Genomic DNA, 14424 nt, shown 5'->3' with positions numbered 1-14424 from the left:
CCTGCGCCTGCTGTGCGCTGGCCTCCTCGGCCTCGCGGCTGCCGCGGCTGGCGGCCAGGTCCTCCAGTGGCTGGAGGTCCTCGGCCACGTCGACCGCGCCGGCCTCGGCAGCCTCGGCGGACTCGGAGGTCAGACCCAGCTCCCGGGCGACGCTGGCCGACTCCGCGCGGCCGGCGCCGGCCTGCGCGGCGGGGTCCGCGCCGACGACGACGTTGACCAGCAGGGCGCCGGCGGCGGCGGCGCCGAGCAGGAGGCCGGGTCGGCGGGCGGGAACCGGACGGCGGCGGGAACCGGCGGCGCGGGCACGCCGCTCCGCGGAACGGCCGGACGTGGTCGTGCGGGGGTCCATGGGTCGGGGTGCTCCGGGATGTACGGGCGCAGCGGCACGGGAGGCAGCGGCGGGGCGGACGGCGGGTGCGCGGGCAGCGCGCCGGGCCGGCGCGGGCCCACCAGGAGGAAGCGGCACGGGGCCGGTCGAGCGGAGGGTGCTCGGGCTGGTGGGCTCGCGGACGGCGTCCGGGGCGGACGGCCGCGGACGGTCAGGTGCGCGGGCGCGCCGGGGTCCGGGAGAGCCGGGGTGGACGGGGTGGTGCGGCAGGGCAGGCGCACGCCATCCGGCGGCTCTCCGTTCTTCCGTGAGCCGCCTGCCGAGTTAGCTGACGGGTTCGGGCGGGAAGCAGCCCTACCTGCCCGGACGGATGCCCGGTGCGGGATTCACCCCAGTACTGCGGTGGGTCCCCGGCTCGCCCCAGCGGGCGACTCGGCGGCGTCCGTCCGGCCTCCCCCGACGGGGGACGTGGCGACCGGTCGGACGCGGTCACGGTACCGGCGTTATGCGATCGTGACAACGAGTCGACACCGGTTTCGTCGGGTGACCGCGGTCGCACACCGCCCGATCGGCGGCCGGAGGGTGTATGCACCCGCGGTTCCGAGGGCTCGGTCGAGGCGTCGGTCCGGCGGGGACGGCGACGGCGGGCGACGCGGCTCACTGCTCGGTCTGTGCCGTGACCGGCTCGGTGTCCCGCAGGTCCGGGAACCGGTGGCCGGCGCTCGACAGCTCGACGACGGCACCGTCCTCGGACTCGAGCAGCAGCCGGCAGGACCCTCCGGCCCGGCGCCCTCAGCCGGCGTCGGCCCAGGAGCGGACGACGGCGACGTCGAGCGGGAAATCGACGGGGAAGCCGCCGAACAGCAGCCGCCCGGCCGTGACCGCCGCGGCGCGGACCTCGCGGGTGACGTCGGCCGCCAGGTGCTCCGGCGTGTGCACGACGACCTCGTCGTGCAGGAAGAACACCAGGTGCGGCCGCTGCGCCGGCGTCCCGCCGCCGAGTCGCCACAGCCGGTTGCGCAGGTCGGCCAGCCAGCACAGCGCCCACTCCGCGCCGGTGCCCTGGACGACGAAGTTGCGCGTGAACCGCCCCCACGCGCGGCGGGCACGGTCGCGGTCCTCGCGGGGGCCGTCGTCGTCGGGCGGCTCGCCGAGGTCGGCGCCGCGCTGCGCCCACGCGCCGGTCGGCAGCGGCGACCCGCGGCCGAGCAGGGTGGACACGACGGCGCCGCGCTCCCCCGCCCGGGCGGCCTCCTCGACCAGCTCGATCGCCCGGGGGTAGCGGCGGGCCAGCCGCGGCAGCATCCGGCCGCTCTCCCCGCGGGTGCCGCCGTACATCGCCCCGAGCATCCCGAGCTTGGCCTCGGCGCGGGTGGCGACGGCGCCGCCGGCCACCATGCCCTGGTACAGGTCGGCCGACCGCGCCGCCTCGGCCATCGCCGCGTCACCGCTCATGCCGGCCAGCACCCGCGGCTCGAGCTGGGCGACGTCGGCGACCACCAGTTGCCAGCCGTCGTCGGCGACCGCCGCCGGGCGCACCGCCACCGGCACCGACAGCGCGCCCCCGCCCTGGGCCGACCACCGGCCGGTCACCACCCCGCCGGGCAGGAACGCCGACCGGAACCGGCCGTCGCGCACCCAGGTCTCCAGCCAGCTCCAGCCGTGCGCCGACAGCAGCCGCGCGAGCTTCTTGTACTCGAGCAGCGGCGCGACGACCGCGTGGTCGACCTGCTCGAGCGTCCACTGACGGGTGTCGTCGACCGGCAGCCCGGCGGCCTGCAGCGCGCGGAGCAGCTCGACCGCCGAGTCGGGGTTGAGGCCGGGCGCGCCGAGGGCCGCGCGGACCTCCCCGGCCAGCCGCTCGAGCACCGGCGGCCGGACGCCGGCCGGCGGGCGCGGGCCGAGCGCATCGGTGAGCAGCCGCTCGTGGACGTCGGCCCGCCACGGCAGCCCGGCGTGGGTCATCTCCGCGGCGACCAGCGCGCCGGAGGACTCCGCGGCCAGCAGCAGCGCGAGCCGACCACGCTCGGCCGACGCGGCCAGCGCCGCCTGCTGCCGGTCGTGCTCGGCGACCGGGTCGAGCCGGTCGGCGGGGTCCGCGAGGGGGAAGAGGGCGTGCTCGGCCGTCGTCACCGGCTGCAGGTCGTCCCAGCCGGGAGTGTCCTCACCGGCGAGCGGCCACTGGTCCACGAACGGCGAGCGGCGGAGGACGGCGTGGGTCAGCCGCAGGTCGGTGCAGCGCTCGACCCGGACGCCGGCGTCGAGCAGCGCCGGGTACCAGCGGGTGGTGTCGTCCCACACCCAGCGGACCGGCGTGCGCTCCCGCTCCCGCACCCAGCCGGGCAGCTCGTCCGACGGCAGGCGGGTGACCTCGGCCGCCGTCGCGTCGCCGGTGCACCGCCACGCCTCGACGACGTCCCCGCGGCGGCGGAGGACGATCCGATCCACGCCCGCAGTGTCGCCGACGGGTGCGACGTCCCCGTGCCTCCGCGCCGGGCGGCCCACTCCAGGATCCCGCCGCGAGCTCGCGAGTGGCGGGAGGCAGGGGCCCCCGTTCAGCCGAGGAGGCGGCGCAGGGTCCGGATCGGCTGGTGGACCCACCACGACGCGACGCGGAGACCGAACCGCCACAGGTCACCCCACTCCGCCGGCCGCGGCGCCCCGGCGGGAGCGGCGGGCGTGGTCGGCGCGGGCGGGGGCTCCACGGGCGGGGGTTCCACGGGCGGGGACTCCACGAACGGGGGCTCGGCAGGCAGCGGTGCGGTGGGTGGCTCCCCCGGCACCAGGAGGTCGACCGGGGTGCGCCGCCGCGGGTCGCGCAGCGAGGCGAACGACGGGATCGACGGCGCGGCCGGGGACTCCTCCTCCGCGGAGGTCGTCCCCGCCCCGGGCGGCGTCACCGGCTGGTCGCCGCCGTCGGCCGGACCAGGACGGGGCAGGCGCGCGGGCGGCTCGGGGACGACGGCCCGGATGGCGGCGATCGTGCTGGGCCCCAGCCCGGGGACGGCGGAGAGCTCCCGCCGGGTGAGCACCGCGAGGTCGGCGACGTCGGTGATGCCCGCCCGGGTCAGCGCCGCGACCGCCCGCCCGGGCAGACGCAGCTCACCGACGCTCTTCCCGGGCTGGTTCCCCGGCGACCTGATCGCCATGGCCCCCGACCCTAGTCCGTGCGGTGCCCCGCTCAGCCGGCCGAGGCCACCCGGTCCTAGACGACCGCACGGTGCTGCGCCGCTCCACCGTCGGGCGCGGGCCTGACGAAGGACCCCTCTGCCTCCACCACTCCCGAGCTCGCGGTGGGACCCCGCGGAGGGGCCACTGCGCCGACGAGCGCCGTCCGCACACCGCACCTGCCCGGCGGCTGGACCCCGCGGGCTGCCACCGGCGCACGCCGCGACGGCCCCGCGTCCGCGCCCGGGCGGTGGCCGCCGCTCAGCCGTTGGCGCCGGCCGACCCGGGTGCGGCGTCGGAGTCGCCGGCGCCCGCGCCGTTCCCAGGAGCCGCCGGGCTCCCGGGCGCGCCGGTGTCCCCGTCCGCACCGTCGGCGTTCCCGTCCCCCGTGGCCGGGGGGCTGCTCGGAGCGCTGGTCCCCGGCCCGCTCCCGGCCGACGGCGCCGTCTCCGTGCCACCCGTCTCCGTGCCACCCGTCTCCGTGCCACCCGTCTCCGTGCCACCCGTCTCCGTGCCACCCGTCGGCTCGGTCGGCGCGCTCGTGGACGGTTCGGTCGTCGGCTCGGCCGGCTCGGTCGTCGACGGCTCGGTCGACGGCTCGGTCGTCGGCTCGGGTGCGGTGCCGGCCTCGGGCGCGGACTCGGTGGCCGGCTCGGGCGTGGACTCCGGAGCCGGCCCCGGGGTCGGGTCCGGGGTCGGATCCGTTGTGGCCCCGCCGGCGCCGGCGTCGGCCGAGGGGCTCGCACCCTGAGTGGTCCCGGGCGCCGGTGCGCTGCCGCCCGCCGGGGCGCCACCGGCCGGGGTCTCCTGCGGGGCCGGCGCCGGAGCGCTCGAGGGCGGCTCGGGCCGGGTCTCCTCCGGGGTCCCGGGCGCCGCGTCCCCGGTGGCGGAGGACGGTGCCTGCTCCGCGGGCGCGGGGGCGGCCGCGTCGTCGTCCGCGACGGTCGACGGGGCGGCCGCGACGAACAGGCGCACGCGGTCACCGGCGTCGACCTCGGTGCCGGCCGGGTCGAGGCGGGTCACCGTCCCGGGCGCGGCGTCGGGGGTCACCGTCGTCTGCTGACCCACGGTCAGGCCCAGGTCGGTCAGCTCGGGGACGACCTCCCCCACCGGGCGGCCGACGTACTCGTCGGCGGCCAGGACGATGCCGTCCTCCGACGGCGCGGCGACGGCGGCCGACCGGTCTCCGTCGGACAGGCCGCCCACGAGCGCGACCGCCCCGCCGCCGAGCAGGACGACGGCCAGCACCGCGAGGACGAGCAGCAGCCGCCGGCGGTGCCCGTCCGCCGCAGCGGGCCGGTCCGAGGCGGCGGTGGACGCGGCCCGGACCGGCGGCTGCTCGGCCGGCGCGATCGGCCGGGTCGCCGATACGGCCGCCATCCGCGGCGCCGTGGCCGGGTGCACGGTGTCCTCGATGGCGTGCAGGAAGGCGTCGCCGTCGGCCAGGCGCTGCCCGGGGTCCTTGGTCAGGGCGGCGTCGATGAGGTGCCGGACGTCCGGCGGGACCTCGGCCGGCAGGGGCTCGGGGTCCTCGCGGACCTGCTTGAGCGCGACGGTGACCGGATTGGTGCCGGTGAAGGCGGCGCGGCCGGTGAGGGACTCGTAGCCGACCAGGCCGAGGGCGTAGACGTCGCTGGTCGGGCTGACCCGCTCGCCGGCGGCCTGTTCGGGCGACATGTACTGCGCGGTGCCGATGACCTGGCCGGTGCCGGTGAGCGGCACGCTCTCCGCCGACCAGGCGATGCCGAAGTCGGTCAGCTTCACCCCGCCGTCGGGCCGGACCAGGATGTTGCCCGGCTTGACGTCACGGTGGACGACGCCGGCACGGTGCGCCTCGGCCAGCCCCGCGGCCGCCTGCTGCAGCACCGACAGGGCGGCGTCCGGCTCGAGCGGGCCACCCTCGGTGAGCAGCGTCGACAGCGGCGCGCCGTCGACCAGCTCCATCACCAGGTAGCCGAGGTGCTCCCCGGTGTCGGCGGCCGTGCCCTCGCCGTAGTCCAGGACGGCGGCGATGTTCGGGTGGCTCAGCGCCGCGGCGTGCCGGGCCTCGGCGCGGAACCGGGCGAGGAAGGTCGGGTCGTCGGCGTACTCGCTGCGCAGGACCTTGACCGCGACGGACCGGTCGAGCAGCGTGTCCCGCCCCCGCCAGACCTGCCCCATGCCACCCCGGGCGATGAGCTCCTGCAGCTCGTAGCGGCCCCCCAGGGTCTGCCGACCCCTCTCGACCGTCGTCACTCCGTGCTCCGTCCCGTGCCGCTGCTGCGGGTGTCCCGCTCCCTGCCCGCCCCGTCCGGGGGCACACCGCAGGCAGCACGCGCGCCGAGCGCCGACGTGCCGCCGTCGCGGCCGTGCAGCACGGCCACGCCTCGTCGGGCGCGGGCGGCTGCGCGCGGGAGGCATGCCCGCCCCTGCCGGACCTGAACCACGGCGTCCCGGACGACGGCGACACCCCAGCGCAGGTCTCACGCAGGGTCGTGGCCCGGCGACGCGGCGGGGCGGGAGCCCTCCTGCAGGGCCCGCCGCGAGCGTGCGAGTGGTGAGGGCAGGAGGGTCCTCCTTCAGGTCAGGACGACGAGCAGGTCACCGCCCTCGACCTGCTGCACCGGGCCGATGGCCAGCCGCTCGACGGTGCCGCCGGCCGGGGCGGTGATCGCGGCCTCCATCTTCATCGCCTCGATGGTGGCGATCGGCTGGCCGGCCTCGACGGTGTCCCCCTCGGCGACCTTGAGGGTGACCACGCCGGCGAACGGGGCGGCGACCTGGCCGGGCTGGCTGCGGTCGGCCTTCTCGGCGGCCTTGACCTGGGCGTCGACGGAGCGGTCGCGCACGGAGACGGGGCGCAGCTGCCCGTTGAGCGAGCACATGACGGTGCGCATGCCGCGCTCGTCGGCGTCGGAGACGGCCTCCACGCCCATGAGCAGGGTGACGCCGGGCTCGAGGTCGACGGCGTGCTCGTCGCCGGGCCGCAGGCCGTAGAGGAACTCCTTGGTCGGCAGCACCGAGACGTCGCCGTAGGTCTCCGTGTGCGCCAGGTACTCCCGCGTCGGGCCGGGGAACAGCAGCCGGTTGAGCGTCTCCCGCGGCTGCTGCGCGAGGCCCAGGACGTCGTCGTCGGAGAGCTCGGCCGGCGGCTCGGCGGGACGCCGGCCCTCCAGCGCGCGGGTGCGGAACGGCTCGGGCCAGCCGCCGGGCGGGTCGCCCAGCTCGCCGCGCAGGAACCCGATGACCGAGTCGGGCAGGTCGTACTTGCCCGGCTCGGCGGCGAAGTCGTCGACCGAGACGCCGGAGCCGACCAGCTGCAGCGCCAGGTCGCCGACCACCTTCGACGACGGCGTCACCTTGACCAGCCGGCCCAGCAGGCGGTCGGCGGCGGCGTAGGCGTCCTCGACCTCCTCGAACCGCTGCCCCAGCCCCAGCGCGATCGCCTGCTGGCGCAGGTTGGACAGCTGCCCGCCGGGGATCTCGTGCCGGTACACCCGCCCGGTCGGGGCGGCCAGCCCGGACTCGAACGGCGCGTACACCCGCCGCACGGCCTCCCAGTAGGGCTCCAGGTCGTTGACCGCGGCCAGGTCCAGGCCGGTGGCCCGCTCGGTGGCGTCGGTGGCGGCCACGATCGCCGACAGCGGCGGCTGGCTGGTGGTGCCGGCCATGGAGGCGACCGCGCCGTCGACGGCGTCCACGCCGGCCGACCAGGCCGCCAGCAGGGTGGCCAGCTGCCCGCCGGCGGTGTCGTGGGTGTGCAGGTGCACGGGCAGGTCGAAGCGCTCCCGCAGCGCGGTCACCAGCCGGGCGGCCGCGGGCGGCCGGAGCAGGCCGGCCATGTCCTTGATCGCCAGCACGTGCGCGCCGGCGTCGGCGATCTGCTCGGCGAGGCGGAGGTAGTAGTCGAGGGTGTAGAGCGTCTCCCCGGGGTCGGACAGGTCGCCGGTGTAGCACAGCGCCACCTCGGCCAGCGCCGTCCCGGTCCCGCGGACGGCGTCGATGGCCGGGCGCATCTGGGTGACGTCGTTGAGCGCGTCGAAGACGCGGAAGACGTCGATGCCGGTGGTGGCGGCCTCGGCCACGAAGGCCTCGGTGACCTGCTCGGGGTAGGCGGTGTAGCCGACCGTGTTGCGGCCCCGCAGCAGCATCTGCAGGCAGATGTTGGGCACCGCCTCGCGCAGCGCGGCCAGCCGCTCCCACGGGTCCTCGTGCAGGAACCGCAGCGCCACGTCGTAGGTGGCCCCGCCCCAGCACTCGAGCGAGAGCAGCTGCGGTGCGGTGCGGGCGACGTGCCCGGCGACGGCGAGCAGGTCCTTGGTGCGCACCCGGGTGGCCAGCAGCGACTGGTGCGCGTCGCGGAAGGTGGTGTCGGTGACCGCCAGCGCCGTCTGCGACCGCAGGTCGGCGGCGAAGGCCTCGGGGCCGAGCTCCAGCAGCCGCTGGCGGGAGCCGTCGGGGGCGGGCGCGCGCAGGTCGGCCGGGGGGAGCTTGGTGACCGGGTCGACCAGGTGCGGCCGCTCGCCGTGCGGCTTGTTGACCGTCACGTCGGCGAGGTAGCTGAGCAGCCGCGTGCCGCGGTCGGCCGAGCTGCGGGCGGTGAGCAGGTGCGGCCGCTCCTCGATGAAGGAGGTGGTGACCCGGCCGGCCTGGAAGTCGGGGTCGTCCAGCAGCGCCTGCAGGAACGGGATGTTGGTGGCCACGCCGCGGATGCGGAACTCGGCGACGGCACGGCGGGCGCGGGCCACGGCGATGCCGAAGTCGCGGCCGCGGCAGGTGAGCTTGACCAGCATCGAGTCGAAGTGCGCGCCCACCTCCGCGCCCAGCGACGAGCCGCCGTCCAGCCGGATGCCGGCGCCGCCGGGCGAGCGGTAGGCGGTGATCCGGCCGGTGTCGGGACGGAAGCCGTTGGCCGGGTCCTCGGTGGTGATCCGGCACTGCAGCGCCGCCCCGCGCAGCACGATCGTGTCCTGGGACAGGCCGAGGTCGGCCAGCGTCTCCCCCGCCGCGATCCGCAGCTGCGACTGCACCAGGTCGACGTCGGTGACCTCCTCCGTGACCGTGTGCTCGACCTGGATGCGCGGGTTCATCTCGATGAACACGTGCCGGCCCTCGCGGTCGAGCAGGAACTCCACCGTGCCGGCGTTGACGTAGCCGATGGCCTTGGCGAAGGCGACCGCGTCGGCGCAGATCCGCTCCCGCAGCTCCGGGTCCAGGTTCGGCGCCGGGGCCAGCTCCACCACCTTCTGGTGGCGGCGCTGCACCGAGCAGTCCCGCTCGAAGAGGTGGACGACGTCGCCCTGCGCGTCGGCCAGGATCTGCACCTCGATGTGCCGCGGGTCGACGACGGCCTGCTCGAGGAAGACCGTCGCGTCGCCGAAGGCCGACTCCGCCTCCCGCATCGCCGCCTGCACCGCGGCGGAGAGCTCGTCGGGCCGCTCCACCCGGCGCATGCCGCGCCCGCCGCCGCCGGCGACGGCCTTGACGAACACCGGGAACGGCAGCTCGTCCGCCGCGGCCAGCAGCGTGTCGACGTCGTCGCCGGGCTCGGTGGAGGCGAGGACCGGCAGGCCGGCGTCCCGCGCGGCGGCGATCGCCCGCGCCTTGTTGCCGGTCAGCTCCAGCACCGACGCCGGCGGCCCGACGAAGGTGATGCCGGCGTTCGCGCACGACTCGGCCAGCTCCGGGTTCTCCGAGAGGAAGCCGTAGCCGGGGTAGACGGCGTCGGCGCCGGCCCGCCGCGCGGCACCGACCACCTCCTCGACCGACAGGTAGGCCCGCACCGGGTGCCCCTCCTGGCCGATCTGGTAGCTCTCGTCGGCCTTGAGCCGGTGCACCGAGTTGCGGTCCTCCCACGGGAAGACGGCGACCGTGCCGACACCGAGCTCGTAGGCGGCGCGGAAGGCGCGCACCGCGATCTCCCCGCGGTTGGCGACCAGGACCTTGGTGAACACGGGACTCCTCCGGGGTCGGCTGGGTGGGTGTCCGGTGCGCACTCTCCCAGAGCCGTGTGTCGGGCGTCTGACATCCTCGCGGTCCCGCTCCCCGCCGATGCAGGAGGCCCCGTGCGCGCCGCCCAGATCGCCACCCTCGACGGCCCGTCGTCCATCTCGGTCGTCGACGTCCCCGAGCCCGACGCCGACGGGAAGGTCGTCGTCGACGTCCACGTCGCCGGCGTGACCTTCCCCGAGGTGCTGCTCAGCCGGGGCGAGTACCAGCTCAAGCCCCCGGTGCCGTTCGTGCCCGGCAGCGAGGTCGCCGGCGTCGTGCGCAGCGCGCCTGCCGGCAGCGGCTTCGAGCCCGGCCAGCGGGTGGCCGCCTTCCCCGGGTTCGGCGGCTTCGCCGAGGTGGCGGTCGCCGACCCCGGCTTCGTCTTCCCCCTGCCCGACGCGATGGGCTTCGAGCAGGGCGCGGCACTGCCGATGAACTACCTGACCATGCACTTCGCGCTGCGCCGCCGCGGCCGGCTGCGGGAGGGCGAGACGGTGCTCGTGCACGGCGCCGCCGGCGGCCTGGGGACGGCGGGCATCCAGCTGGCGAAGGCGTACGGCGCCCGTGTGCTCGCGGTGGTGTCGAGCGAGGCCAAGGGCGAGGCCGCCCGGGCCGCCGGCGCCGACGAGGTCGTGCTCGCCGACGGCTTCCGCGAGCGCGTGAAGGAGCTGACCGGCGGCCGCGGCGTCGACGTCGTCGCCGACCCGGTGGGCGGCGACCGGTTCACCGACTCGGTGCGCAGCCTGGCGCGCGAGGGGCGGCTGCTGGTGCTCGGCTTCACCGGCGGCGAGATCCCCACGGTCAAGGTCAACCGGCTGCTGCTCAACAACGTCTCGGTCGTCGGCGTCGGCTGGGGCGCGTTCTGGAGCGGCGAGCCCGGCTACGTGCAGGAGCAGTGGCGCGACCTGCTGCCGCTGCTGGAGCAGGGACGCCTGCAGCCGGTGATCGGCTCCGTGCACGACCTGGCCGACGCCGCCGCGGCGGTCACCGAGCTCGACGAGCGCCGCGCCACGGGCAAGGTGCTGCTGCGGGTGCGGGGCTGAGCGTCCGCCCACCGGCGCACCCCGGTGTGACTCGATCGGCAGCCCGTCCTGCCTGCCCCGCGGGGCTCCCCGCCGGACACTGGAGGGGACACCGACGGGAGGAGGAGCCGTGCACGCAGAGCTGACCGACCTGCACGAGAGCTACGTGTGGCGGGTCAACGCCGCCGTCGCCGAGGACCGCATGGACGTCGTCCAGGCGCTGCACGAGGAGTACGTCGAGGCGGCGCTGCAGCGCATCCTCGCGACCGCCTGACGTCCGGTCTCGTGGAGGCGCAGCACTGCCCGTGTCCCTGGGCGGCCCGCCCCGGAGGAGTTCCGCGTTCTCGCTCGCGTGACGCCAGAGGCCGCCGACGGGGCTGATGTCCCCGAACGCGCCGCCCACTACGAGACACCGGCCTGATCACTCGAATCAGTGAACGCGGTGACACCGTCGACGCGTGCGGGTCTGGGCGCCGGCTGTGGCTGCCGTGAGCGCGGCTCGAGCTCGCTGACGAGGACGCCGGCCACGATCAGCGCGGCGCCGACGACGGCGAGGCCGGGCAGTCGGTCGCCGGCGAGGCGTCCGATGATGCCGCCCCACACCGGCTCGCCGGCGTAGATGACCGTCGCCCGGGTCGGGGACACCGACTGCTGCGCCCAGTTCATGGTGATCTGGATGAGGCAGCTGGCGGCCCCCAGACCGATCGCGGCGGCGAGCCAGAGCCAGGACGAGGACGGAACGGCCTCGCCCACGACGGGCACCATCGCCACCGACAGGGCGCCGCCGACGAGCAGCTGCACCACCGTCACCCGGCCGAGGTCGACGGTGCCGGCGAACAGGCCGATGAGGACGATCTCCGCGGCGATGGCGACGGTGCTGACCAGCGTCAGCACTTCTCCGGCGCTCAGCGTCAGCCCCGCCGACCCGGGGTCGGCCAGGAGCACCAGCCCGGTGAAGGCGAGCGCCACCCCGGCCCAGGCGGCGGGCCTGGGTGCGCGGCGGAACACCGCCCACTGCAGCAGCGGCACCAGCGGGACGTAGAGCGCGGTGAGGAACGCCGAGGTGCTGCTGGGGATCGTCTGCAGGCCGACGGTCTGCAGCGCGTACCCGCCGAAGATCGTCACGCCGATCGCCGCACCCGCGCCCAGCTCGCGCCGCGTCAGCCCCTTGAGCGTGCGGCGGAAGATGACCGCGCTGATCGCGCCGGCGGCGAGGAAGCGCAGGCCGACGAACAGCAGCGGCCCACCGTGCTGCACCGCCAGGTGGACGACGAGGAACGTCGTACCCCAGACCGCGGTGACGGCGACCAGTGCCAGCTCCTGCCGGCTGAACCGGACACTCCACCGCGGACGACGCTTTGTATGCAGCATTCTGCACACGCTATGTGTAGGATCCTGCACATGCGAACGCCGCGTCCGGATGTGCTCGCCCACGTCGGCGAGAACCTGCGCCGACTGCGCCAGGCCGCCGGGCTGAACCAGACGACGTTGGCCGAGGCCGCGGGGGTCAGCCGGCGGACGATCATCAACCTGGAGGCCGGCGAGGCGAACATCAGCCTGTCCGGGCTCGACCGCCTCGCCGAGGCGCTGGGCGTCACCTTCGTCGACCTCGTCGGCGCCCCCTCCGCGTCCACCCGCCGCATCGACGCGGTGGCCTGGCGCGGCGCGGCGCGGGAGAGCGAGGCGGTACTGCTGAGCAGTGCGCCGGCCCGCACCGAGGCGCAGCTGTGGTCCTGGGCGCTCGCCGCGGGCGAGCGGTACGACGCCGAACCGGACCCCGCGGGATGGCACGAGATGGTCGTCATCACCGAGGGCAGGCTCCGCATCGAACGCGACGAGGGCCCGATCACGCTCGCTCCCGGCGACTACGCCATCTACTCCAGCGCCCAGACCTACGCCTACTTCAACGTGCACGACGGCCTGACCCGGTTCACCCGCGTCGTCGTCTCCTGACCAGCCGACGCCACGACTTGCTCCCCGTGAGCAGCTCGCGCAGACCGGCCGCCGACAACGCCACTCAGGCAGCACGCTCCAGCCCTGAAGGCGCCTCTCGGGACACGAGCGGAAGCGCACGCGACCCATGCGACCGCCCCAGGACCTCGACCCCGGTGGTGTGCGGTGGCGGCGCGTCCACGGCCGCGAACGCGCCGCACGCGCACATCACCCCGGGCCGGACACCGTCCCGCGGTCCACTGCCGCACGCTTGAGGACCCGCGGCAGCACCTCGGCGCCGGCGGTGCCGGCCGCGGCCCAGGCGAGCACGACCAGCCACGACAACGGGTCCAGCGGAGTGCAGCCGAAGAACCGGCTCACCCCGGGCGTCTGGACGACCGCGACCAGCGCGAGCAGCGACCCGGCCGCCGTGGCCAGGACCAGCGGGCTGCGCCGCCCGGACCACGCGGTCTGCCCCAGCTGCGTGGCGATCAGCGCGGCCAGCCCCATCGTGCCGGCCCGCCGCCGGCCGGTCGGCCGCCCCGTCGCCCAGGCACCGGTGGCGCCGGCCGCCGTCGCCACCCCGCGGACGGCGACCAGCTCCCGCACCGAGGCGGTGAAGCCGCGCTGCGGACCGGCGCGCAGCACCGCCTCCAGCGGGTGCCCGTCCAGCGGCCCGCCGTCGGACGACGGAGCCGCGGCCCGCGGCGCGGCGACGGCGACGGCCAGCGCCGGGAACATGTCGGTGAGCAGGTTGACCAGCAGCAGCTGGCGGGTGCCCAGCGGCGCCCGCCCGCCGAACGCGGTGCCCAGCACGGTGAAGGCCACCTCGCCCGCGTTGCCGCCGACGAGGATGGCGACGGCATCGCGCACCCGCGACCACAGCGCCCGCCCCTCGGCGACGGCGTCGACCAGCCGGGTGAGGTCGCAGTCGGTCACCACCAGGTCCGCGGCGCTGCGGGCCGCCGGTGACTCCGCGCCGGCCACGCCCACCCCGACGTCGGCCAGCCGGATCGCCGCGGCGTCGTTGACCCCGTCTCCGGTCATGGCCAGCGTCGCCCCCGCGCGGCGCAGCGCGCCGACCAGCAGCACCTTCTGCTCCGGCGAGAGTCGGGCGAACACCGCCGCGTCGGCCACCAGCCGCGCCCGCTCCGCCGTCGATGCGCGGGCCAGCTGCGCGCCGGTCACCACCTTGTCGGCGTCGGGGACCCCGGCCTGCGCGGCGATCGCCGCGGCGGTCTCCGGGTGGTCGCCGGTGGCCACCAGCACCCGCACCCCGGCCGCGCGCAGCTGCTCGACCGCCGCCGCCGACGACGGGCGCACCGTGTCGGCCAGCCCCACCAGCCCGCGCAGGGAGAGCCCGTCGGCGGCCGCCTCGAGGTCGTCGGGCCGGCCCTCGACGGCGCGGTCGGCGACGGCCAGCACCCGCAGTCCCTCGCAGGCCAGCTCGCGCACCCGGCGGGCGGCGTCCCCGGCGTCGGTGCACCGGCGCAGCACCACCTCCGGCGCGCCCTTGACCACCAGCCGGCCGTCGCGCAGCGCGGCGGAGAAGCCGCGGCCGGTGGCGAAGGGCACCGACGCCTCGGCCTCCCCGTCGGTCGCGACCCCGCGGTCCGCGGCGGCGCTCACCACGGCGCGGTCGGTCTCGTGCGCCTCGTCGTCGCCGGCGCCGACGGCCGCCGCCGCCAGGCGCAGCAGCTCCTCGTCGGCGAGGTCGTCGGAGGGGCCGTCGGCCAGCGGGACCAACCGCACCACCTGCAGCCGGTTCTCCGTGAGCGTGCCCGTCTTGTCGAAGCAGACGGTGTCCACCCGGCCCAGCGCCTCCAGCACCCGCGCGCTCCGGACGACCACGCCCCGCGTCGACAGCCGCCGGGCCGCGGCCTGCTGCGCGACGGTGGCCACGAGCGGCAGCCCCTCCGGGACGGCGGCGACCGCGACTGCGACCCCGGACCCCACGGCCTCGCGCAGCGGGCGGCGCCACAGCACGCCCAGCGCGGTGACCGC

Annotated in this window: 9 protein-coding genes, 1 pseudogene and 1 riboswitch; of the genes and pseudogenes, 3 read left to right on the top strand and 7 right to left on the bottom strand. The window is 76.7% G+C overall.

Going from position 1 to position 14424, the window contains the following annotated elements; genetic code table 11:
• The 5 genes and pseudogenes from ABQ292_RS23655 to ABQ292_RS23635 form a co-directional block, all read right to left on the bottom strand.
• Positions 1-349 (bottom strand): annotated as a pseudogene (locus ABQ292_RS23655) (lytic transglycosylase domain-containing protein); the annotation flags it as partial.
• Between the two features lie 277 nt (positions 350-626).
• Positions 627-776: riboswitch (cyclic di-AMP (ydaO/yuaA leader) on the bottom strand.
• Positions 777-1120: 344 nt separating this feature from the next.
• A complete protein-coding gene (locus tag ABQ292_RS23650; RefSeq protein WP_369210160.1) occupies positions 1121-2776 on the bottom strand; it encodes a bifunctional 3'-5' exonuclease/DNA polymerase in 1656 nt (551 codons plus the stop codon).
• 107 nt (positions 2777-2883) lie between these two features.
• Positions 2884-3477, bottom strand: a complete 594-nt coding sequence (locus ABQ292_RS23645) for a helix-hairpin-helix domain-containing protein (protein ID WP_369210159.1) — start codon at positions 3475-3477, stop codon at positions 2884-2886.
• Between the two features lie 280 nt (positions 3478-3757).
• Positions 3758-5731, bottom strand: coding sequence for a protein kinase domain-containing protein (locus ABQ292_RS23640; protein WP_369210158.1), 1974 nt, complete (start codon positions 5729-5731; stop codon positions 3758-3760).
• A gap of 323 nt (positions 5732-6054) precedes the next feature.
• On the bottom strand, positions 6055-9429 hold the full coding sequence (locus ABQ292_RS23635; protein WP_369210157.1) for a pyruvate carboxylase: 3375 nt from the start codon (positions 9427-9429) through the stop codon (positions 6055-6057).
• A 111-nt stretch (positions 9430-9540) separates the two neighbouring features.
• Here ABQ292_RS23635 and ABQ292_RS23630 point away from each other — a divergent pair, with 111 nt between their 5' ends.
• Both ABQ292_RS23630 and ABQ292_RS23625 read left to right on the top strand, forming a co-directional pair.
• Complete coding sequence (locus ABQ292_RS23630; RefSeq protein ID WP_369210156.1) at positions 9541-10509, top strand: NADPH:quinone oxidoreductase family protein; 969 nt, start codon at positions 9541-9543, stop codon at positions 10507-10509.
• A 109-nt stretch (positions 10510-10618) separates the two neighbouring features.
• Complete coding sequence (locus ABQ292_RS23625) at positions 10619-10762, top strand: hypothetical protein (protein ID WP_369210155.1); 144 nt, start codon at positions 10619-10621, stop codon at positions 10760-10762.
• Between the two features lie 128 nt (positions 10763-10890).
• Here the strand turns inward: ABQ292_RS23625 and ABQ292_RS23620 are convergent, their stop codons facing one another.
• Positions 10891-11859 (bottom strand): DMT family transporter, encoded by a 969-nt coding sequence (locus ABQ292_RS23620; RefSeq protein ID WP_369210154.1) that lies wholly within the window; start codon positions 11857-11859, stop codon positions 10891-10893.
• Between the two features lie 30 nt (positions 11860-11889).
• Here ABQ292_RS23620 and ABQ292_RS23615 point away from each other — a divergent pair, with 30 nt between their 5' ends.
• Complete coding sequence (locus ABQ292_RS23615; RefSeq protein ID WP_369210153.1) at positions 11890-12441, top strand: helix-turn-helix domain-containing protein; 552 nt, start codon at positions 11890-11892, stop codon at positions 12439-12441.
• A gap of 207 nt (positions 12442-12648) precedes the next feature.
• On the opposite strand, the gene ABQ292_RS23610 is transcribed toward ABQ292_RS23615, so the two are convergent.
• On the bottom strand, positions 12649-14424 hold a 1776-nt coding region (locus ABQ292_RS23610), incomplete at its 5' end, for a cation-translocating P-type ATPase (protein WP_369210152.1).

Origin of the sequence: Geodermatophilus maliterrae (genome assembly GCF_041018925.1) — a bacterium.
Classification (GTDB): domain Bacteria; phylum Actinomycetota; class Actinomycetes; order Mycobacteriales; family Geodermatophilaceae; genus Geodermatophilus; species Geodermatophilus maliterrae.
The sequence above is the reverse complement of the archived record's forward strand: the minus strand, read 5'-3'. Positions and strand labels throughout refer to the sequence as shown.

Excerpts from the sequence above, each read along its gene's own strand:
- ABQ292_RS23645 (WP_369210159.1), bottom strand. The coding sequence starts at position 3,477 with ATGGCGATCAGGTCGCCGGGGAACCAGCCCGGGAAGAGCGTCGGTGAG.
- ABQ292_RS23620 (WP_369210154.1), bottom strand. The coding sequence starts at position 11,859 with ATGCTGCATACAAAGCGTCGTCCGCGGTGGAGTGTCCGGTTCAGCCGG.
- ABQ292_RS23615 (WP_369210153.1), top strand. The coding sequence starts at position 11,890 with ATGCGAACGCCGCGTCCGGATGTGCTCGCCCACGTCGGCGAGAACCTG.